The sequence below is a fragment of the Rhodococcus sp. WS3 genome, assembly GCF_003797085.1.
Lineage (GTDB): Bacteria > Actinomycetota > Actinomycetes > Mycobacteriales > Mycobacteriaceae > Rhodococcus_F > Rhodococcus_F globerula.
This window is the reverse complement of sequence record NZ_RKMA01000001.1, coordinates 2848205-2869641: the sequence shown is the minus strand read 5'-3', so window position 1 is coordinate 2869641 and position 21437 is coordinate 2848205. Positions and strand designations below refer to the sequence as shown.

Below are 21437 nucleotides of genomic sequence, written 5' to 3'. Positions count from 1 at the left end.
TGACCTGTATCAAGCTCTTCAATTCGGCTCAGGATCTTGATCCTCTCTCGAAGACCGTCTCTGCCGATTCGGGTCTCCTCGATGTAGTTTCTTGCGCCACGCAATGATCGAATGCGCTCGTTCCAGCAATTCTCGTGGATGGTGCCGGGAGTTCACTCGAGGCCGCCGTTCCGGATCGATATGCGCCGGCGGTGTCCACTCCGTTCTTCCGGTGTACCCGTCGTTCTCGTTCCGCGCGTTGGTGATCCAGCCCTGCGAGCCCTTTTTGACGAGACCGTGGCAGCTGTCGCAGACGAGTGTGAGGTTTTCGATATCGGTGAGCCCGTCATCATTCCATTCGGTCATGTGGTGGACAGCGCACCGCGAGGGTGGTGCGTCGCAATCGGGCCGCGTACATCCCCGGTCAGCTGCAATAAGTGCCAGGCGCTGATCAACAGTCGCGAGGCGCTTCCCACGACCGAAATGCAGCGGGCGGCCGTCATGATCGAAGAGAACCAACACCGGATGGGATTTCTCGGACATCGCGAGCGCGTCCCGAATCGGCAGAATACCGCCGGTTGCCGTGGTTGCCACGCCACCGATCGATTCCTCCAACTGCTCCAATGTCATGGTGACGATGACTGTCGCGGGAAGGCCGCGATGGTTGCCCATCACACCTCCGTCGAGGACACATTTCAACAGCGCTGAAAATGCGTCGTGGTTTCGCTGACCGGCGGTACGTGTGTCACGTGACGCTGCTGCCGCAATTGCCGACTCGCCCACCTCAGAGCAGTCCCCGCCAGGTGATTCCGGATCATCCGGGTTGTTCATCCCTGGTCTCGCCCATTTGGCCAGCACAACATCAAGTTGTGCCTTTGCAACCGGATCGAGCTCACCGGAGATCCGTGCCATCAGATCTGCGTCCTGTCTGCGCACACTGAGGTACCGCCGACGTCGCCGATCCCTGTCATCGGTTAGTTCACCGTCTGGGTTGAGCCAAGCCAATGCCTCGATGCCGGCAGCCGTCACTCCTTCCGGAGTGCCCGTGCGCGCGTATTCGGCGAGCACCATTTCGAGGCTTTGTCGGTCTTCGAAATCAAGTGCCGCAGGCGCTTTGTGCATGACATCCGCGATCGCCGATATGTGATCACGGCCGATATCCCCGTCACGTGCTGCATCAGCGGTTTCGGGGAGCACCGCGGGAGTCTGCTCCCCGAAGGCCGAAACTTGTTGCACCACAGACCGTGCCGCCCGCACACGCCGTGACGCGTCCGACGCAGAAATACGGAGAACCTGCACGAGCAGTTGATTCGGCGACCGAAGCCCCTGTCCCACGTGCAGGCTACGTTCCATTCCTTCGGCCACGAGTTGATAACCAACAGCATCGATCAGCCGAACTGTTCGCTCGAGATCTCGCAATGCAGAGATGATTCCGTCGTCGGTCAACGCCGCAGACGAGCACTGCACCAATTCTTCGGCAGCGCACGACAACACATCGACCAACTGGCGATGACCCCCGTCATCTGGTGCAATATCGCTCACTGAACCCCCCGGTTCGAACTTGCACCACACCCTATTCCGAGGGTCCGACAAGAAACTCCAGCAAGACGAGCGTCAGATGAACACCGTCAAGACTCAGGCGATGCGCGCCCGAATAAACGTTGCGACGTCACGGAGAGCTGCACGGCTTTCGGGCAGACTCGGCCACACCGCTGGGAAAGCGTGAATCTGCCCGTCCCAGATTTGCAGTGAACATTCGACACCGGCTATCGAAAGTCGTTGCGCCATCAGTTCCGCGTCCACTCTGAGCACTTCGGATTCCGCTGCTATCAGCAGCGACGGCGGAAGCCCTGCAAGGTCTCCGTCGACCGGCGACGGCATTACGCCGCCCAACGAACCGATTGCTGTCAAAGCAGAAACCGGGGCGATGACATCGCGTCGAGCATTGGCGTGTGCAGATTTTGCGGTGCAGTCCAGGTCGAGGAATGGCGACAACCCAACCAACCCTGCAGGCGCAAGATCAGTGGCAGCCGCCGCCAACGCTGTGGCAAACACCAGAAATCCGCCCGCCGAATCACCGGCGAAGACAGTCTTTTCCGGTAATCCGCCCTGCGCGAGAAGCCAGTGATACGCACTCAGGCAATCATCAACCGATCCACTGATGCTCGTGTACGGCAACTGCCGGTACGCAAGATGCAATACAGGCAGCCCCGTCCGCTTGGCAATGCTCGCAACCACTGGACGATGTGTGTTGAGGCCGCAACACATGAAACCGCCCCCGTGCAGGTACAAAACCGCTCCGTCGCGAATATCGGCCGTAGAACCGGCTGTGCGCACCAGTTCTCCGTCGAAGCCCGATCCCCCGCCGGAATCAGGAAAACGAATCATCTCTCGATCGATTCCCGACGGAATTCGCATCCGTGCTGCGGAGTCCAATACCGCTGCGCGCCGAATTGCGCCGTATGTCAACGGCGCCACTCCGACAACCGGACGCACCATCGCGCGACACACGTTGTACAGAATCCGCGACGAGGTACTCGGGCTGCCGAACCGCGTGCCGGTTCGGCGAGTGATTATCGGAGACAGGGACATCCGCCTAGATTAAGGGCGGTCAGTTTCCGGCGAGGTCGACTTCGTCAAGATCTTCGACGATAGTGACTTTTCGCTTCCGCCCACCGATCACTTTCCCGAGGTTGCGTAGTCCACCGGACGTCGGCTTGGGTGCGGGCGGAATGCGCTGGGGTGCAACGCGGGTGCGGGCTGCACGTTGTACCGGTTTAGGAGCGGGTGCCACCGGCGCAGCAGGAACAGGAGCAGCCGGCGCGGCATATCCAACCGACTCAGCGACTTCCACAACCTCGCGCACCACAACCTCAGCCACCTCGACAGGCTCGGGCACTTCAACAGGCTCGGGCACTTCGACAAGCTCCGGCAAGACAACCCGCTCCTCAACAAACGTCGCCTCAACCTGCGCCGGCCCGTCGAAGACGGGGAATTCCAGCGCCCATCGGACGCGGCTGTCCAACCAACGTGAGTCGAGTTCGCGCAGTAGATCCGGATGCCACGACGCTTCCTGCGTGTCACCGAACGCCCGTGTGTCATCGCTGACCCACAGTATTTCGGTGCCGGGATTCCGATCGGCCAGATCGAGCAGGGTCAACCAGTTCAGTGTCGCGGGGTAGCCGTCACGCTTTTTCTTGTCGACGTACGGCCGTTGCATCGCTATCGCGCGTTCGGCCATAAGTAGGTGCGGCACGTCGACAGGGTCGATGACCTCTATGCCGATTCCCTGCAGATCGTCGACCAGATCTTGCACATAGCTGTCCGCTTTGTCGTGGGCGGCGTCGATGAATCGGGTGAGGTCCCGGCGTAGACCGAGTCGGTCGTACATCCGCGCTTGCACGCTGAGAGCGGCGATCATGTCCGCGGATTCCTTGCGGTAGCGATTTGCGACGTCGAGGGCAACGAGGCGCGGGACCACAACGCGGAGTCCGCGAGCTTTGGCGTCGGCGACGGAATTGTCGAACCGTGCGCCGCGGACCAAGGCGGAGGAGTCGAGGACGATGATCATGACCTGCATTCTCCCTCAAGAACGGGACGAATGCGCCAATTCACGCGGCCCTTAATTCACACAGCCCTTAATTGCTGCAACTCTTACTTGATATTGAAGATCACAGCTCGCTGGACGATGAAGTTGATGACCGTTGCGGTGCCCTGCGCGATGACAAACGCCAGAGGCATGCGCCACCATTCGTCGGCGAGCACATGCAACATCACTGCGTTGAGCCCGACCTGAACGGCAAAGGTCACCGCGTACAGCACGACAAAAGCGATAAACCGGGCGCGCGACGGCTCGGCCTTGAACGTCCACCGGCGATTGATCAGATACGCCGTGGTGGTACCGGCAACGAAGCTCAGAGCTTTTGCTGCGGTGTACGACAGCCCCAACGCGTGGAGCAGCGCATACAGCCCGTAGTCCACGATCGCCGACAACCCGCCCGTCGCAACAAACCGGACGATCTGCGTTTTCAGGTCGAGAGCGTCATCGGCGAGGTCCGTCGTGACGGGAATCTCCACCGGCAGAGGGACGTGGGGTTCGTGCTGGTGGTTCGCAGGCGTTTCGGGCACGACGACGAGCGTAACGACTCCAGCCCAAGTCGTCCGGCTCTACTCCCAGGTAACCTCTACGTTGATGTCCACGACAGCAGAAGAGACGCCCAAGCAGGCTCTCCACACCCAAGCCCGCACCCTCACCGGTTGGGGACGCACCGCCGCCACCACCGCACAGGTGTTGTCCACCCCCGACGTGGAAGTGATCGCAAGTGCGGTTGCCCAGGTTGCGGAGAAGAACGAGTCCAAGCCGTCGCATTTGCGACGCGGTGTCATCGCGCGCGGTCTCGGCCGTTCGTACGGTGATCCGGCGCAGAACGCAGGCGGCTTGGTCATCGACATGAATGCGCTCAACCGTATTCATCGCATCGATCGTGACACCGCTTTGGTGGACGTCGACGCCGGGGTGAACCTGGATCAGCTGATGAAGGCTGCTCTGCCGTTCGGCCTGTGGGTTCCCGTGCTGCCAGGTACGCGCCAGGTCACGATCGGCGGCGCCATCGGTTCCGATATTCACGGCAAGAACCACCACAGCGCGGGTAGCTTCGGCAACCACGTCGTGTCGTTGGATCTGCTGACGGCTGACGGCAAGGTTCGCACCCTCACCCCCAAGGGCGGGCGCAACGATCCCAAGGCTGCGCTGTTCTGGGCCACGATCGGCGGTATGGGCCTGACGGGCATCATCCTGCGGGCCACCATCAAGATGACGCCGACCGAGACGGCATATTTCATCGCCGACGGCGATGTCACCAACAGCCTCGACGAGACAATCGCACTGCACAGCGACGGCAGTGAGGCCAACTACGAGTACTCGAGCGCCTGGTTCGACGCAATCGCTGCGCCGCCGAAGCTCGGTCGTGCGGCAATCTCGCGGGGCTCCTTGGCCAAGCTCGACCAGCTTCCGGCCAAGCTGCAGAAGAACCCGCTTGCATTCGACGCGCCGCAGTTGCTGACGTTCCCCGACATCTTCCCCAACGGGCTCGCCAACAAGTTCAACTTCTCGGCGATCGGTGAGGTGTGGTTCCGCAAGTCGGGAACGTACCGCGGCAAGGTCCAGAATCTGACGCAGTTCTATCACCCGCTCGACATGTTCGGTGAGTGGAACCGCGCCTACGGATCCAACGGATTCCTGCAGTACCAGTTCGTGGTTCCGCCGGAGGCTGTCGAGGAGTTCAAGAAGATCATCGTCGATATTCAGCGCAGCGGTCATCACTCGTTCCTGAATGTGTTCAAGCTGTTCGGCGAGGGCAATCAGGCTCCTCTGAGCTTCCCGATCCCGGGTTGGAACATCTGCGTCGATTTCCGCATCAAGCCGGGCCTCAACGAATTTGTCACCGAACTCGACAAGCGAGTCCTCGAATTCGGCGGACGCCTGTACACGGCCAAGGATTCGCGGACGTCCGCAGAGACCTTCCATTCCATGTACCCGCGCATCGACGAGTGGATGGCGACGCGCCGAAAGTACGACCCCACAGGCGTTTTCGCCTCCGATATGTCCAGAAGGCTGGAACTGTGATCAACGCTGTAGGTAACCCGCAAACTGTTTTGCTTCTCGGTGGAACGTCCGAGATCGGCCTCGCGATGTGCGAGGAGTACTTGAAGAAGTCGCCGCTGCGCATCATTCTGGCGACGCTGCCCGGCGATCCCGGCACCGATGCCGCGGTCAAGGGACTCGAAGCCAAGGGCGCCACCAAGGTTGAGGTCGTCGACTTCGACGCTGTGAAGTTCGACAGCCACCCCGACGTCATCGACAAGGCATGGGCCGGCGGCGACGTAGATGTCGCGATCGTTGCGTTCGGTTTGGACGGTGACGCCGAGGAGCTGTGGCAGAACCAGCGCAAGGCTGTCCTGGTCGCAAACGTCAACTACACCGCGGCAGTCTCCGTCGGTGTGCTGATCGGCGAGAAGATGAAGGCTCAGGGCTTCGGCAAGATCATTGCGATGTCGTCGGTTGCCGGTGAGCGCGTGAAGCGCGCCAACTTCGTCTACGGCTCCACCAAGGCCGGTCTCGATGGCTTCTATCTGGGCCTCGGCGAGGCTTTGGCGGAGTTCGGCCCGAGCGTAACGGTGGTTCGACCGGGCATGGTGCGCACCAAGTTCAGCGCCCACGTCAAGGAAGCACCCCTGACCGTCAACAAGGAAGACGTCGCGCGGCTTGCTGTTGCAGCGTCGGACAAGGGCAAGGAAATTGTCTGGGCCCCGGGCCCGTTCCGCTTCGTGATGATGGCTCTGCGCCACGTGCCGCGACCTATCTTCCGGAAGCTGCCCGTCTAAGCTCTTTTTCGTGTCACAGACAACAGCTGAACCAGCTCTGACAACTGCCTCCCCGTCGCCGTGGCGTAATGCCGCGGCGACGGTGGTGGAAATGGTGCTCGCGGCACTGGTAGCGGTCGTCGTCGCCGCTGTCGGACTGTTCGCGTTCAGCCAAGTCGACTGGCCGGCGTTCACGTCGTCGAATGTCACTCAAGCCGTCACGACGGTCTTGCAGGTTGTCTGTATCGCCGTGATCGGCGTCGCCGTGCTGATGTTCCGCGCCCGCAAAGCGCAGCGAACTGCAAAGCTCCTCTCGTGGGCGGGGCTTTCGGGCTTCGTCACCACGACGCTCGGACTCCCTCTCGCCGCAACCACGCTGTATCTGCACGGGGTTTCGGTCGATCAACAATTCCGCACCGAATACCTGACTCGGCTCACGGATTCCGCTGCGCTGCAAGACATGACGTATGTGGATCTCCCGCCGTTCTACCCGGCCGGCTGGTTCTGGGTCGGTGGACGCGTCGCAAATCTGCTGGGCATGGACGGCTGGGAAGCCTTCAAGCCCTATGCGATCGGCTCGATCGCCGTTGTCGCCGTGATTGCACTCGTGTTGTGGACCAAGCTCATTCGACGCGACTGGGCGGTAGTCGCGGCGTTGGCCGTTACCGCGGTTGTGTTGGCGTACAACTCCCCTGAGGCGTACGGCGCCGTCGTCAACCTCCTGATCCCGCCGGTGCTCATCCTCGCTTGGGGCGCCCTCGATCGCCCGGGTTCGTCCCGGTTTGCCGGAGCGGGAGCAGTTCTCGGCACCGGCTTGTTCCTCGGATACGCAGCGACCGTCTACACGCTGTACCTCGGATTTGCCGCGTTTGCGGTAACACTGATGGGTATCGTCGCGGCGGTTCTCGCAGCCCGCGCCCAGAACACCTGGAAAGCCGCACTCGGACCACTGATCCGACTGATCGTCATCGCCGTCATCGCCGGCGTGGTCGCTCTGACTGTCTGGGCTCCCTACCTGCTCGAAGCGCTCTCGGGCGCTCCCGCCGAGTCGGGCACCGCTATGCATTACCTCCCGGATTCCGGCGCGGTACTCCCCTTCCCGATGCTGCACTTCTCACTCGTCGGCGCGCTGTGCATGTTGGGCACGATCTGGCTGATTTCCCGGTTCCTGTTCTCACGCAGGGCACGGGCGCTGGGTATCGGCGTGATCGCCGTGTACCTGTGGGCCCTGTTGTCGATGATGTTCACGGTTGCCGGCAGCACTCTTCTCGGATTCCGGCTCGAGCCGGTTCTGATCGGGCTCCTCGCCGCGGCAGGTGTGTTCGGCTTCTTCGAGTTCGCCGGCTGGATCGTGTTGGCCACCAGCGAGAATCCGCGGGTCAAAGCAGTACTCGTTGCTCTCGGCGTCATCGGCGCGATTTCCTTTGCGCAGAACATCCCGCAGGTGCTGGCACCGGATATCGCTGTGGCATACAGCGATACCGACGGAAACGGCGAGCGCGGAGACAAGCGCCCGCCGGGAGCCGAAGCGAATTACGCGGACATCGACCGCATCATCCGCGAACAATTGGGCCGCGAGCCCCACGATCTGGTGGTCCTGACAGCCGATATCGGCTTCCTGAGCTTCTACCCGTACTTCGGTTTCCAAGGATTGACGTCGCACTACGCAAATCCGTTGGCAGACTTCCGGGCCCGCGCGGAGCTGATCGAGCAGTGGTCGGAACTCGAGACACCCGACGAGTTGATTGCCGCATTGGATGCCGCACCGTGGCGCAGTCCCGACGCATTTGTCTTCCGCCAGGGCGCCGACGGATACACCCTGCGCCTGGCCGAGGACGTCTACCCCAACGATCCCAATGTCCGCCGGTACACGGTCACCTTCCCCAAGGAGCTGTTCGACGATCCTCGCTTCACGATCACCGAGCAGGGACCGTTCGTGGTTGTCACCCGCAACTGACGCGGTACCCCCGATAACAGTAAACAAACGGGATATTCTTCACAGTCGGCTTGCCGGTGACGGTCGTTGACGCGCCCCCTCCGCACCCCTAACTTCATAACGTGACAAAAACCGATGCCCGCACGGCCATGATCGATGCGGCCGAGCGATTGGTGGCGGAGCGCGGTTTAGCAGCACTGACCTTGCGCGACGTCCAGATCGAGGCTGGGCAGGCAAACAAGTCGGCAGCGCAGTACCACTTCGGTTCACGCGAAGGCTTGCTGTCCGCGGTGATCGAGTCACGCATGAAGCCGGCTGCGGAGCGCCGACACGATCTCCTCAACGCGATCGACGTCGCACAGCAACCGCCGACCATGCGCCAACTCGTGGAGGCGTCGGTGCTGCCGTTGGCCGAGCAGACGATCGAACGTGAGCACAGTTTGTACGCGCGCTTTCTGGTGCAGTCCATCTTCGATCCGGGAATGTCGACGGTCATCCGGGACCACCTGCAGGCAGCGACCTTTCGCGACGTTCAGCAGCGCATTGCGTCGGCGTCGGAGTTGCCGGCCGATATCGCGGATCTTCGCGCGGGCACACTCAGCATTTTGGCCATCGTGACATTTGCTACCTGGGAAGGACGAGTTCACAGCCCTGCACAAGCCAAGCTCATCGTGGCCGATCTGATCGAGAGTTGCCTCGGTGCGTTGAACGCGCCGGCACCCCAACCCTGATCACACCCGGCCCCAGTTAGACCCCTAGTCAGACAGGGGTCGAGTTTGTCCTCGCCACCACCGGGGTATTCGACTGCTTCACGACGCGGTTGACATGACAACTGCGCACCCATCGTGGCGGGGCAGGTGATGACATTGAGCGAACTCGTTGCGCAGAGTCACGAATTGGTTCCACATCGCGCGATCCTGGACGCAGCAGAGCACACTCTTGTCATTGCGCGAGGTAAGCCGTACGGCCCCGAGCAGGCATTTCACGAGCTGCTCCGTGTTGCGACAGAGCATCGGATCGCGGTGCTCACTTTGGCGCGGGCTCTTATCGACGTGTCGCAGACACGTGAACCTGAGAGCCTTCCGAAGGATCTGCCGCATACCGTCGCTGCGGCGCAGTGGGGTGCACTTCTGGATCTCCCCACCCGGGAAACACTGCACGCGCACGACACCGACGACGCCGAGGTAGAAAGTCACCCAGCCGACGAACCTGCTGTCGATTACCTGCTCTCGACAGATCTTGCCGGTCGCATCGTCTTTGTGTCGCTGGCGTTCACCATCGCTGCGATTGTGGGATTCTTTGCCCACGACTGGGCGCTGTTACTTCTTGTGACGGCGGCATGCACGGCGTGGGCGGCGGTGGCACTCGCAATGAAGGCCGTCCGCGCCTCCCGCACTCACCGCCGGTCGATCCCTACCGAATACCGGTCGAATACGCAGGCTCCCAACAACTCTCACCGTCACACTGTTGCAGCGTGACGGTGAGAGTCGTAACGATCAAAGCCTCTGCCCTTTAAAGTCAAAGTCTCTGCGGCGCTCCGTATGTGACGACCGTGTCCCCATTGGATGTCACGGCCTTTGCGTACGGCCGGATGGTGACCGGACCGATGGCACCCTGCACGTATCCGTGGATTCCTTGCATCCGCACCGTCGCTTCGCGGCCGTCGAATGTCTGATCTTCGAGCAACTCCACGTCGGTAATTCCACCCGGCGCCAAATCCACGTCAAGTTCCTGTGACGGGATGATGTCTCCACCGAGTACAAATGCATTCGAGATGTCGAGTCCCAGAGCCGGTTCGGGAATGAACCCGATTCCGAGGTTGGTTCCGCTCTCCACGCCCCAGTCGAGTCCGGGGCTGTTGAGGACAACCGTGGCACCGGTCAACGCGATCGGGTAGCCGATTTGGTAGCCGATCGTCAGTTGGGTTCCGGTGAAACTGTCCGCGTCTGGGCCGTCGATGCGCACCGACGCAACGCCGTCGTGGAAGAACTCGACGCTCAGTGGCGAACTGTCGAGCGGCGGGACTGTGTGGATGGCTGTGTCCATCTGCAGGACTTCTATGCGGTTTCCCTTGACGTCCGTGATCGAACTCGCGTTGTCGACTCCTGCCGACGCGTTGGTGCTGCCGAACGCGACGGCAAGGGCGGCCACTGCCCCGACAGCCCCGATGCGAGCCCCGTTACGAGCCTTGTTCCTACTCGCTGCGCGTTTACCCCCTGCGCCGCCGCAAACCCGTGTGTTCGTCATGCACAAGCACCATCCCATCAGGTTGTGACCCCGATGGGTTCCCGCTTTGTCGAGAACGCGATCCGTCGGGGCTGTGTGAACGAATTCGGGGTACACGAATTCGAGCAGGACACCTCCGAGGTACCCATGTCACAAAGCCGCCAAACTCGACCGACCGGTTATCTCGAATGAGGCACGAGCGGGCCTGAACTGCCCCGAATACGGCCTGCTCGCGCAGCTGCAGGCTGGTCTCCAGGCCATCGTTCGTTACGCTGGCGGGATAAGTTATCGAATCGATACCTTCAGCGGGTACCTCGTAACCACCGAGGAACCGCCGAGACAACCACCGAGGCAACCACCGAGATTGGTTTCATCCGAAAGGCGCCGACTGCATGACCGAGACTCTGCCCGAACCTCAACAACAGCTGGTCGAGGCGACACCAGGGCGGGTCCGTTCAGTTATCAGCCGAGGCCGGATGGTCGATCTCGCGATCATGGTGCTCTTTGTCCTGGCCGCGTTCTGGGTGATGTCGAATCTCTGGCGCAACCTGGAGTCCGGTTATCTGGTCAACGCGGGCCGCGACCAGTCGATGTGGGAATGGTTCTTCGCCGACACCGCGCATGCGCTCTCTCAGTTCCGCACACCGTTGTACAGCGACCTGCTGAATTATCCGCTCGGTGTGAACCTGATGGCCAATACCGCGATGTTCGGCATCAGCATGCCGCTGGCGCCGCTCACCTTGCTTTTCGGGCCGACGCCGACTTATGCGATCGGGCTGACCTTAGGCCTGGCCGGTACCGCGATCGCCTGGTACTGGACATTTTCTCGGCATGTGCTGACGGGCGTTTCCGTTCGGGTGAAGTGTGCGGCCGCAATTGGTGGCGGGTTCTGCGGATTTGCCCCTGCCATGATCTCGCACGCAAACGGTCACCCGAATTTTGTGGCCTTCTTTGTCATTCCGTTCATCTTCATGCAGGTTATCCGCGTTTCACGTGGAACCAATGTGGTCAGGGACGGCGTCGTCCTTGGCCTGCTCATGGCGTGGCAGATCTTCCTCGGCGAAGAACCACTCCTCATCTTCACCATGTCCGCGATGGTGTTCGGCGCGGTGTACGCACTCTCGGATCTTCCGAGAGCGCGGGCTGCTATCAAGCGCAGCCTGCCCGGCTTGGCCGTCGGCGCAATCGTGTCCATCCTCATCACTGCGATACCGCTCTACTCACAGTTCTTCGGCCCCGCAAGCTACGACGGCGTCGGCCACGGCCAGGCGGGAGCCGACTTCGGCGCGTTCACCACCCTCCCCACCGAATCGGTGGGCGGCGACAAGACCGGCGCCGAGTACCGCATGAACCCCACCGAGGAGAACTCGTACTTCGGTTGGCCGATCGTCATTCTGATCTTCTTCGCGACGGTATGGCTGTGGAAGATGAAGCTCACTCGCGCCGCTGCGGCCGTCATCGTCGTGATGGGCGTGCTGTCACTGGGGTCCGAGCTTGTCTACAAGGGCGATCACACCGGCATCACGTTGCCCTGGAAGTTCCTGGCCCACTTGCCGCTGTTCGAGTCGGTCCTGGAGTCACGCTTTGCCATGGGTGCAATTCCCGCCATCGGGTTGCTGCTGACATTGGGTACGTATCGCGCACTGGTGGAGCTTCGTAATCCCCGCGGCGGCAATTCTCGCGGCCCTGGCCTGATATTGCCCGGCGCGTGGTTGGCGGTGCTGGCGCTCGCAGTGGTTGTCCTGATTCCGACGCGCATCGATACCGTCGAACGCCCGGACACCCCGAAGTTCATCACCAGCGGATCGTGGGAGAACTACGTCAGCGACGGCAGCCTCGTGTCGGTTCCCGTGTCCAGCGGTGAAGAAGCGCGGGCCATGCGCTGGCAGATCGATGCCGATTTCGGCTTCCCGATCGCCGGCGGCTACTTCGTCGGCCCTCATTCGATTACCCGTGGCGGCATCTACGGGGCTGAGTTCCGCCCCACGTCGTCGCTTCTGGTCAAGACCAACGAGACCGGTCAGATTCCCGTTGTCGACGCCACCACCCGCGCCGACGCCCTCACCGACCTGCGGTTCTGGCGTGCCGACGTCCTGGTACTCCCGAAAGCAAGCAACGACAACGCGTTGCGTCAGACGGTCAACGCTCTGGTGGGCTTCGACGCCACCTCGGTCGACGACGTCTGGGTGTGGGACGTCCGTGACCTCGTGAGCGGTAAGACGACCAACAAGTAGCGCTTCCTTAAGTCGTCTCTCAGGATGTAACGGGCGACACTCGCCTAACATCGTTCCTTGTGCCGTCTGACGTAGTAGTGCCCCCGCAGTCTCCCCCCACTGGCCCCGACGCTCGCCCCGAGTCGGATGCCCAACGGGTGCAGAAGGCACGAATCATCGCGATCGTCACCGGTCTGCTCGGCATGCTGCTGGCGCTCGCCACCCCGTTCCTCCCGGTCGATCAGAAGGCAGCAAGTGTCAGCTGGCCGCAGGACGGGTCGTTGAACAGCGTCTCGGCGCCGCTGATCTCCTACTCCCCGACCTCCCTCGACATCACCATCCCGTGCCCCGCACTTGGCCAGCTCGGCGAAGACGGCGGCACGCTGGTCTCGACCATGCCGAACGGTGCGCCCGACCGCGATGCGCGCGGCCTGACCGTTCGGACCACCGCGGATCGCCTCGAGGCCATCGCCCGCGAATCGGTCCTGATCTCGGCGCCATTGGGCGAACTCACCGGATGCACCGCGCTGACCATCACCAGCTACTACCAGCAGACCGTCGCCACCGTCACCGGAATCGACGGCCTTACTACAACCCTGACCGGCGACTACCGTCCGCAGGTTGTCGGCATCTTCACCGATCTGCAAGGCGCTCCACCTGCGGGCCTGTCCGTCAACATGGACATCGACTCCCGATTCTCTTCCAGCCCAACACTTCTCAAACTCTTTGCGATGATCGTCGCGGCACTCTCCACGATCGTCTCGCTGTACGCGCTGCACCGGATCGACGGCGTCGACGGCCGACGCGCACGACGGTTCCTCCCGGCGCGGTGGTGGAAATTCACGGGCGTCGACGGCCTGGTCATCGGCACGCTCCTGCTGTGGCATGTGGTGGGCGCCAACACGTCCGACGACGGATACCTCCTCGGCATGGCCCGGGTTTCGGAACATTCGGGATACATGGCCAACTACTTCCGTTGGTTCGGTGTTCCCGAGGCACCGTTCGGTTGGTACTACGACGTCCTCGCGGCGTTCACCAAGGTGAGTACTGCCAGCATGTGGATGCGGTTGCCCGCGTTGATCGCCGGCATCCTGTGCTGGATGGTGATCAGCCGCGAGGTGATCCCGCGGCTCGGTGTTGCGGTGCGCCGCAACAAGGTTGCCATCTGGACCGGCGGCCTCGTGTTCCTGGCGTTCTGGTTGCCGTACAACAACGGTTTGCGTCCCGAACCGATCATCGCGCTCGGCGCTCTGCTGACGTGGTGCTCCATCGAACGTGCCGTTGCCACAGGCCGTTTGCTGCCTGCGGCGGTTGCGGTGCTGATTGCCGCGTTCTCCCTCGCTGCCGGCCCGTCGGGACTCATCGCGATCGGTGCACTGCTTGCCGGGGCGCGCCCCATCGTGCAGATCTTGATCGCCCGAGGCAAACGAGTGGGTTTCTTCTCGCAGATCATGCCGGTCCTCGCGGCCGGAACTGTCGTACTTGTTGCGGTGTTTGCCGATCAGACGTTGGCAACGGTGCTCGAATCGACCAGGGTGCGAACAGCTATCGGCCCCAACGTCCCGTGGTTCGAGGAGCGAGTTCGCTGGGACGCTCTGATGACCATCTCCCCCGACGGCTCGTTGGCACGCCGCTTCGGCATGTTCGTGATGATCGTCGGACTGATCTTCTGCGTCATGCTGATCCTGCGGAAGGGCCGGATTCCCGGCACCGCGATCGGGCCGTCGCGCCGGATCCTGGGCATCGTGTTCGCGTCGCTGCTCCTCATGCAGTTCACGCCGACCAAGTGGACTCACCACTTCGGCGTGTATGCGGGGCTGGCAGCAACGGTGGCCGTGCTCGCCGCGGTGGGAGTCAGCGCGTCGAGCATGCGTTCCAAACGGAACCGCGCGCTCTTTGCCGCAGGCATCCTGTTCATCCTGGCCGTGGCGTTCACCAGCTCCAACGGCTGGTGGTACGTCTCGAGTTACGGCGTCCCGTGGTGGGACAAGCCGCCGTCCATCGCCGGCAAGGGCTTCTCCACCGCGTTCCTCGGCCTGACGATTCTCGCGTTGCTGCTGGCTGCGTGGTTCCACGTTCGTGAACCCCTCGAGAAGTCGACTCCGAAGAAGAACAACGGCCGGACAGCTCGCCTGCTCGCAGCGTCCCCGTTGACGATCGCGGCAGGCGCGGTTGTGCTGTTCGAGGTGTTGTCCCTGGTCAAGGGCGCGGTCGCGCAGTATCCGGCGTACTCGATCGGCAAATCCAACGTCGAATCCGTCTTCGGCGGAACTTGTGGCCTCGCCGGTGAGGTCCTGGTCGAATCCGATCCCGATACCGGTGTTCTGCAGCTGATCGACCGCCCCGCCGACCTGGCAGGCGCAGGCGCTTTCGGGGCAACCGAATCAACAGGATTCACCCCGGACGGAGTGGCGAGCGACCTGACCGCAGATGCCGAGGACAAGGCTGCCGGCAGCGCCAACAGCCTCGACACCACCACGTCGGCAAACGGCACCACCACCCCGGGAACGGGCGCCGGTACCGGAGGCGGATCGGCGTCGACGGCCGGAATCAACGGAAGCAACGTTGCGCTCCCGTTCGGCCTCGATCCCGCGACCACTCCGGTTCTCGGCAGCTTCGGCTCGTCGGAAGCCGCTTCCCTGACCACCGGTTGGTACGCCTTGCCGCAGCGCAGTGACGCGGCGCCGCTGCTGACCATCGCTGCCGCCGGGCGTATCCGCTACGTCGACACCGACGGCATCGTCACACCAGGTGCAGTTGTCCACGTCGAATACGGCAAGACGCAGGCCGACGGCAGCGTGACAGCGCTCGGCCAGATCGATCCGATCGATATCGGCCCGTCTCCGTCGTGGCGCAACCTGCGTGTCCCGATGGATCAGCTCCCCGCCGATGCCGACACCGTGCGTGTGATCGCCAGTGACTCCGACATCGGCGGCGAGAAGTGGGTTGCACTCACCCCGCCGCGGGTTTCCGACATGCGCACTCTGCAGAGCGTCGTCGGATCCACCGATCCGGTACTGATGGACTGGGCTGTGGGTCTTGCGTTCCCGTGCCAGCGTCCGGTCGATCATCTCTACGGCGTGGCCGAAGTTCCGGACTGGCGCATCCTTCCCGATCGCATCGGTGCGGAGTCCACCAATGCCTGGCAGGACCACTACGGCGGCGGTCCGCTCGGCTGGACCAGTGAGTTGCTCGCAGCCCGCACCTTGCCGACGTATCTCGACAACGACTGGGATCGCGACTGGGGTTCGCTCGAGCAGTACACACCGCTCGATCCGGCGGCGGAACCCGCTCAGATCGACGTGACAACCGAGACCCGTTCGGGCACCTGGACACCAGGTCCGATTCGTTACCAGTCATAACTGTTACCGGTGGACCTACCAAACCTCCCGGGCACGGTAGGTCCACGGGTAACACTCGCATAACATCGGTAGCCGTGCCAGACGTCGCCACAGTGCCACCCTTAACTCCGAGTTCGCCGCCATCCCGTCCGGATGCACGGATGCGCTTCCGACAAACGCGATTGATCGCGATAATCGCGGGCCTCATCGGATTCGTTCTGGCACTCGCCACCCCGCTTCTTCCTGTGGTGCAGACGACGGCAGCGGTCAACTGGCCGCAGAACGGCGTCATCGGCGACGTCGAGGCACCCTTGATGGCTCAGGTCCCCATCGACATCAACGCGTCGATACCCTGCACCGCTGTCGGCTCCCTTCCCGCGGGCGGCGGCATCCTCATGTCCACGGCCCCCGCTCAGGGCGACGGTGCGGCCCTCAGTTCCATGTTCGTGCGTGTGTCCGAAAGCAACGTCGACGTCCTTGACCGCAATGTCGTCGTGGCGTCGGCTTCGCGTGAGGACGTCGAGTCCAGCCGCTGCACCGCCATCACGTTCAACTCCGACGTCGACCGGACCGCCGCAGCATTCGAGGGACTCACCTACCCCGACGGCAACCCCGTTCGTGGACAACTCGACGGCGACTTCCGCCCCCAGGTGGTCGGTGTCTTCAGCGACCTCCCCGACGGCGCGGCCCCCGAGGGTCTCGGATTCTCGATGACCGTCGATTCCCGGTTCTCGTCCAGTCCGACGACGCTCAAGCTGGTTGCGATGATCGTGGCCGTCTTGTCCACCATCGTGTCGCTGATCGCCCTCGCCAAGCTCGACGGAATCGACGGCCGCACTCACCGCCGCTTCCTCCCCGCACGCTGGTGGAAGTTCTCCGGACTCGACGGCGTTGTTGTCGGCACATTGACGTTGTGGCACTTCATCGGCGCAAACACGTCCGACGACGGTTATCTCCTCACCATGGCCCGCGTTGCTCCCGACGCCGGATACATGGCCAACTACTTCCGCTGGTTCGGCGTCCCCGAAGCCCCGTTCGGTTGGTATTACGACGTGCTGGCGGTGATGGCCAAGATCTCGACGGCCAGCCCGTTCATGCGCCTGCCCGCGTTGATTGCCGGAATCCTGTGCTGGATGGTCATCAGCCGTGAAGTTGTTCCACGCCTCGGACGTGCGGTCCGCCGGAGCAACGTCGCGCTGTGGACCGGCGGGATGGTCTTCCTCGCATTCTGGCTCGCCTACAACAACGGTCTGCGACCCGAGCCCATCGTCGCGCTCGGCGCCCTGCTGACGTGGTGTTCCATCGAGCGCGCCATCGCGACCGGCCGACTGTTCCCGGCTGCCGTTGCAGTGCTGATCGGCGCCTTCACGCTCGCTGCTGCCCCCACCGGATTGATGTGTATCGCAGCACTTCTCGCGGGTATCCGGCCCCTCATCCGAATCGTCGTGAAGCGTCACCGTGAGGTCGGCACACTGCCACTGCTTGCACCGATCGCGGCGGCCGGAACCTTGGTGCTTGTCGTCATCTTTGCTGATCAGACGCTGGCCGGCGTTCTCGAGGCCACCCGCGTCCGGACCATCATCGGACCGAATCTCGAGTGGTACAAAGACTTCCTGCGGTACTACTACCTCTTTGTCGACACGGTCGACGGCTCGGTAGCCCGCCGATTCGCCTTCCTGACGATGATCCTGTGCCTCTTCACGACGCTCTTCGTGTTGCTCCGACGCGGCCGGGTTCCCGGCGCCGCTACGGGTCCGTCGTGGCGTCTGGTCGGAGTTGTCTTCGGCACCATCTTCTTCATGATGTTCAACCCCACCAAGTGGACTCACCACTTCGGTGCGTACGCCGGCATCGCCGGTTCGCTCGCGGCACTGACAGCTGTTGCTGTATCCGCGTCGGCACTGCGATCGCGCCGCAACCGCTCGGTGTTCGTGGCCGGCCTGCTCCTGATGCTGGCGTTGACCTTTGCCGGCATCAACGGCTACTGGTATGTCTCGAGTTACGGTGTGCCGTGGTTCGACAAGACTGTTTCCTTGAGCGGACACGAATCAAACACCCTGTTCCTCGCACTCTTCGGGCTCGCTCTGGCCGTCGCGGCCTGGCAGTACCTGCGTGAGGGATTTGCGGCGGCACCGGAAAAGCCGAACACCGTCAAGGGCAAGCGGATTCGAAAATTTGCCGCAGCACCTCTGACCGTGATCGCCGGCCTCATGGTGCTCTTCGAAGTCCTCTCTCTCCTCAAGGGCGCCGTCTCCCAGTACCCGGCATACTCACTGGGCCGTAGCAACATCGAAGCCCTCGCCGGAAAAACCTGCGGCATGGCCGAAGACGTGTTGGCCGAGACCGACGTCAACTCCGGCAACCTGGCGCCCATCCCCGGCCCTGGATTCAATGCCGAAGACCCCTTGGCCGGCGAAGAGGCGAAGGGCTTCTCCGCCAATGGTGTTCCCACCGATCTGACCGCGGACTACATCGAAGTCAAGCAGGGCATGGGAAACACCGACACCCAAAGCGTCGGCCCCACATTCGAAACCGGTTCGGACTCCGGAACCAGCGGCGGCACCGGCAATATCGGCGTCAACGGGTCCACCGCCAAACTCCCCTACGGCCTCGACCCGGCCACCACGCCCATCATGGGCAGCTACCAGGCCGGCGTGCAGGAACCGGCGTCACTGATCTCGAGCTGGTACCAATTACCTGCTCGCAGTGAACAATCTCCACTCGTTGTCATGTCGGTAGCCGGACGCGTCTGGTCCGTCGACAACACCGGAGCGGTGACCTACGGCCAGTCACTGCTGGTCGAGTACGGCAAGACGCAGCCGGACGGGACAGTGGCACTGCAGGGTTCGTACATGCCCCGCGACATCGGGCCGGCGCCGTCGTGGCGCAACGTTCGTATCCCGATCGACGAACTCGCCACCGACGCCGACGCCGTCCGCGTGGTTGCCTTCGATCCCAACCTCACCGGCGATCAGTGGATGGCGTTCACGCCGCCGCGCGTGCCGAAGCTCGAGTCGCTCAACTCGTACCTCGGCAGCGAGCAGCCGATTCTCCTGGACTGGGCTGTCGGCCTTCAGTTCCCGTGCCAGCGTCCGTTCTCGCATGTGAACGGCGTCGCGGAGATGCCGAACTTCCGCATCCTCCCGGACCGGCCACTGGCTGTCAGTTCCACCGACACGTGGCAGTCCGCGGACAACGGCGGGCCGCTCGGGTTCACCGAGGTCCTGGCCGAGGCCACGGCAGTCCCGACGTACCTGAAGAACGACTGGGCCCGCGACTGGGGATCTCTCGAACGTTACGACCGGTACTTCCCGAATGCCGTTCCCGCAGACGTGGAGACGGGCACCGCAACCCGCTCGGGCATGTGGATGCCCGGCGAGATGCGGGTGCACTAGCCTGCACTACCTACTCGGGTTGCGACGTACGGAGACGGCCGAGACCGCTCCGACAACTACGACGCACCCGAGTAGCTGCGCAGCACTTGGCCGTTCACCCAGGAGAACGACCGCCAGCAGCACGGCGAGTACCGGCTGCATGAGCAGTAGCGTCGCACCCACCTCCGCAGGCAGCCGAGGTAGCGAATAGCCCATCAGCATCCAGCCGAACACCTGGCCGACCAGAGCAAGAGCGGCCAGCCAGATGAACGCTTCCCAGCCGGGGGTGAAATCGATCTGTCCCCACAGTGATCCGATCAGGGAACCGGCAATACCTGCCGAGGCTGTCGACACCAGTACCTGACTCGCCGCACGGTCGGCCGCGCCGATCCGGCCGACAACGAAGATGTAGCCGCCGTAGGCGATTCCGGAGATCAGGGACAGCACTGTTCCCCACAGCAGATCCGTCCCGGCCGCTGCGCCGCCGAACACACCGCCCGCCAAGGCAATTCCGGTGAACATGAAGGGCAACGCAAACAGAAAGCGCAGCGGAACGCGATTGCCGAACACCAGCCAGGACAGTGCGGGCACCACGATCACCTGCACATTCACGACGACGCTTGCTATCCCGGCGCCGATCATGAGAATCGACTGCGACCACAGAGCAAAGTCCAGCCCGAGCAGGATGCCGCCCAATGCTTGCAGCACCAGCGCCCTTCGGGTTGGCATTCCCACCCGTCGATACTCGCGCCACGCCAGCAGGGCCAGCGGCGGCAAGGCCAGGAAACACCGGAAGAAGACCGCCGTCGACGGCGACACATCTGCCAGTTTGATCAGAATCGAACTGACGGAGATAGCAGCGGCGCCGCCGATGACCAGTAATCGAGGATCGAAGCGAGCCTGAGTAATTCGGGTGGGCGTGCGCGTGGGCGAGGTCAAGGTGGTCACTCCCACAATGTTCCTGCCGCTAACTATTCAGCACAAGCAAATATTCGGATCGCATATTGCGTAGCATTACTACCGTGTTGAACCTCGAAAGGCTGCGTGCCCTGCACGCCGTCGCAGAAAACGGATCAGTTGCCGCTGCCGCGCGCACTCTGCACGTCACGCCGTCGGGCATCTCACAACAGCTGAACAAACTCGAGCGCGAAGTTGGTGTGGCGCTCCTCGTTCCCCAAGGCCGCGGGGTACGGCTCACCGAAGCGGGCCGCGTCCTCGCCCGGCGAACCGCCGAGGTTCTCTCGGTCCTCGCGCAGGCCGAAGCCGAAATCGCGTCGCTGCACAGCGAGGTGACGGGACGACTGCGCCTGGGTGCACTCGTCTCTCCCAGTCGGACGGTGCTGCCGAAAGCTGTCGCCGAGATCAAACGGGCGCATCCCCAGCTCGAAATCACCTTCACCGAAGGGGAATCCGAGGAACTTCTCCCCGCCCTCATCCGCCGCGACCTGGATGTTGTTGTGGTCGACAGCTGGAGCACTCTGCCCATCGAACTCCCTGACGGGCTCTCGTTCACCCCGGTGTACGACGACGTCGCGGTGGTCGCCATCCCCGCGTCACATCCGCTGGCGGAGAACAAGGTTGTTGCGCTGCGCGAGTTGTCGGACCACGCGTGGGCGAGTTGGACGCGCGGCACGGATTTCCACACCTTCACCGTCAGAGTCTTGCGCGCACAAGGATTCGACCCACGAATCGATTACGAGGTAGCCGAGTTCCCCGCGCAAGTGGAATTTGTGGCGCAAGGGCTTGCCGTAGCGCTGATTCCGCGTCTCGCGAGAGTGATACCACCGGTAGGTGTTCGGATGCGCGACACTCTTCCGCCGCTGCGACGCGACATCTACGTGGCCTGGCGAACCGACAGCGAGCGGCCCGCTGTGCGGGCAGCGATCGAGGCGCTGCGTGAACAGTTCGATGCCCTGGATACAGCGCTGGATACGGCACAGGACACGGTTGACTAGGACAATTCAACGACAACGGCCCGGCACTTCGAAAAGAAGTACCGGGCCGC

15 protein-coding genes are annotated in these 21437 nt (G+C 62.8%); 9 read left to right on the top strand and 6 right to left on the bottom strand.

The features are described 5' to 3' along the window. Positions 1–18: 18 nt before the first annotated feature. From EEB13_RS12970 to EEB13_RS12955, 4 genes are all read right to left on the bottom strand, one after another. Positions 19–1521 carry an HNH endonuclease signature motif containing protein gene (locus EEB13_RS12970; protein WP_239654674.1) on the bottom strand — a complete coding sequence of 501 codons (1503 nt, stop codon included), beginning with the start codon at positions 1519–1521 and terminating at the stop codon, positions 19–21. 93 nt (positions 1522–1614) lie between these two features. Next, complete coding sequence (locus EEB13_RS12965) at positions 1615–2571, bottom strand: alpha/beta hydrolase (RefSeq protein ID WP_045066366.1); 957 nt, start codon at positions 2569–2571, stop codon at positions 1615–1617. A 19-nt stretch (positions 2572–2590) separates the two neighbouring features. Then, positions 2591–3550 (bottom strand): PIN domain-containing protein, encoded by a 960-nt coding sequence (locus EEB13_RS12960; RefSeq protein ID WP_141485409.1) that lies wholly within the window; start codon positions 3548–3550, stop codon positions 2591–2593. 83 nt (positions 3551–3633) lie between these two features. Then, positions 3634–4107, bottom strand: coding sequence for a GtrA family protein (locus EEB13_RS12955; protein ID WP_187328542.1), 474 nt, complete (start codon positions 4105–4107; stop codon positions 3634–3636). Between the two features lie 64 nt (positions 4108–4171). Between EEB13_RS12955 and EEB13_RS12950 the strand changes: the two genes are divergently transcribed. The 5 genes from EEB13_RS12950 (at position 4172) to EEB13_RS12930 (ending at position 9756) form a co-directional block, all read left to right on the top strand. Continuing rightward, complete coding sequence (locus tag EEB13_RS12950) at positions 4172–5605, top strand: FAD-binding oxidoreductase (protein WP_033235146.1); 1434 nt, start codon at positions 4172–4174, stop codon at positions 5603–5605. Continuing rightward, positions 5602–6363, top strand: a complete 762-nt coding sequence (locus EEB13_RS12945) for a decaprenylphospho-beta-D-erythro-pentofuranosid-2-ulose 2-reductase (RefSeq protein WP_033235147.1) — start codon at positions 5602–5604, stop codon at positions 6361–6363. Before EEB13_RS12950 ends, EEB13_RS12945 begins: the two co-directional genes overlap by 4 nt. Positions 6364–6454: 91 nt before the next feature. Continuing rightward, a complete protein-coding gene (locus EEB13_RS12940) occupies positions 6455–8299 on the top strand; it encodes a galactan 5-O-arabinofuranosyltransferase (RefSeq protein ID WP_141485607.1) in 1845 nt (614 codons plus the stop codon). 101 nt (positions 8300–8400) lie between these two features. After that, positions 8401–9009 carry a TetR/AcrR family transcriptional regulator gene (locus EEB13_RS12935; RefSeq protein WP_072782704.1) on the top strand — a complete coding sequence of 203 codons (609 nt, stop codon included), beginning with the start codon at positions 8401–8403 and terminating at the stop codon, positions 9007–9009. Between the two features lie 129 nt (positions 9010–9138). Next, positions 9139–9756 (top strand): ANTAR domain-containing protein, encoded by a 618-nt coding sequence (locus EEB13_RS12930; protein WP_095887651.1) that lies wholly within the window; start codon positions 9139–9141, stop codon positions 9754–9756. A 40-nt stretch (positions 9757–9796) separates the two neighbouring features. Here the strand turns inward: EEB13_RS12930 and EEB13_RS12925 are convergent, their stop codons facing one another. Beyond that, on the bottom strand, positions 9797–10543 hold the full coding sequence (locus tag EEB13_RS12925) for an MspA family porin (RefSeq protein WP_072782726.1): 747 nt from the start codon (positions 10541–10543) through the stop codon (positions 9797–9799). Positions 10544–10896: 353 nt separating this feature from the next. On the opposite strand from EEB13_RS12925, the gene EEB13_RS12920 reads away from it, so the two are divergent. The 3 genes from EEB13_RS12920 (at position 10897) to EEB13_RS12910 (ending at position 19453) form a co-directional block, all read left to right on the top strand. Continuing rightward, complete coding sequence (locus tag EEB13_RS12920) at positions 10897–12738, top strand: glycosyl transferase (RefSeq protein ID WP_141485408.1); 1842 nt, start codon at positions 10897–10899, stop codon at positions 12736–12738. Between the two features lie 59 nt (positions 12739–12797). After that, on the top strand, positions 12798–16079 hold the full coding sequence (locus EEB13_RS12915) for an arabinosyltransferase domain-containing protein (RefSeq protein WP_410055752.1): 3282 nt from the start codon (positions 12798–12800) through the stop codon (positions 16077–16079). Between the two features lie 140 nt (positions 16080–16219). Further along, positions 16220–19453: an arabinosyltransferase domain-containing protein gene (locus tag EEB13_RS12910; RefSeq protein WP_410055751.1), complete on the top strand. Its 3234-nt coding sequence runs from the start codon at positions 16220–16222 to the stop codon at positions 19451–19453. A 6-nt stretch (positions 19454–19459) separates the two neighbouring features. Here the strand turns inward: EEB13_RS12910 and EEB13_RS12905 are convergent, their stop codons facing one another. Next, the gene (locus EEB13_RS12905; protein WP_141485406.1) at positions 19460–20380 is read right to left on the bottom strand and encodes a DMT family transporter; all 921 of its coding nucleotides are present in this window, start codon (positions 20378–20380) and stop codon (positions 19460–19462) included. Between the two features lie 74 nt (positions 20381–20454). On the opposite strand from EEB13_RS12905, the gene EEB13_RS12900 reads away from it, so the two are divergent. After that, positions 20455–21387: a LysR family transcriptional regulator gene (locus EEB13_RS12900; protein ID WP_045066351.1), complete on the top strand. Its 933-nt coding sequence runs from the start codon at positions 20455–20457 to the stop codon at positions 21385–21387. The last annotated feature ends 50 nt before the right edge of the window (positions 21388–21437 follow it).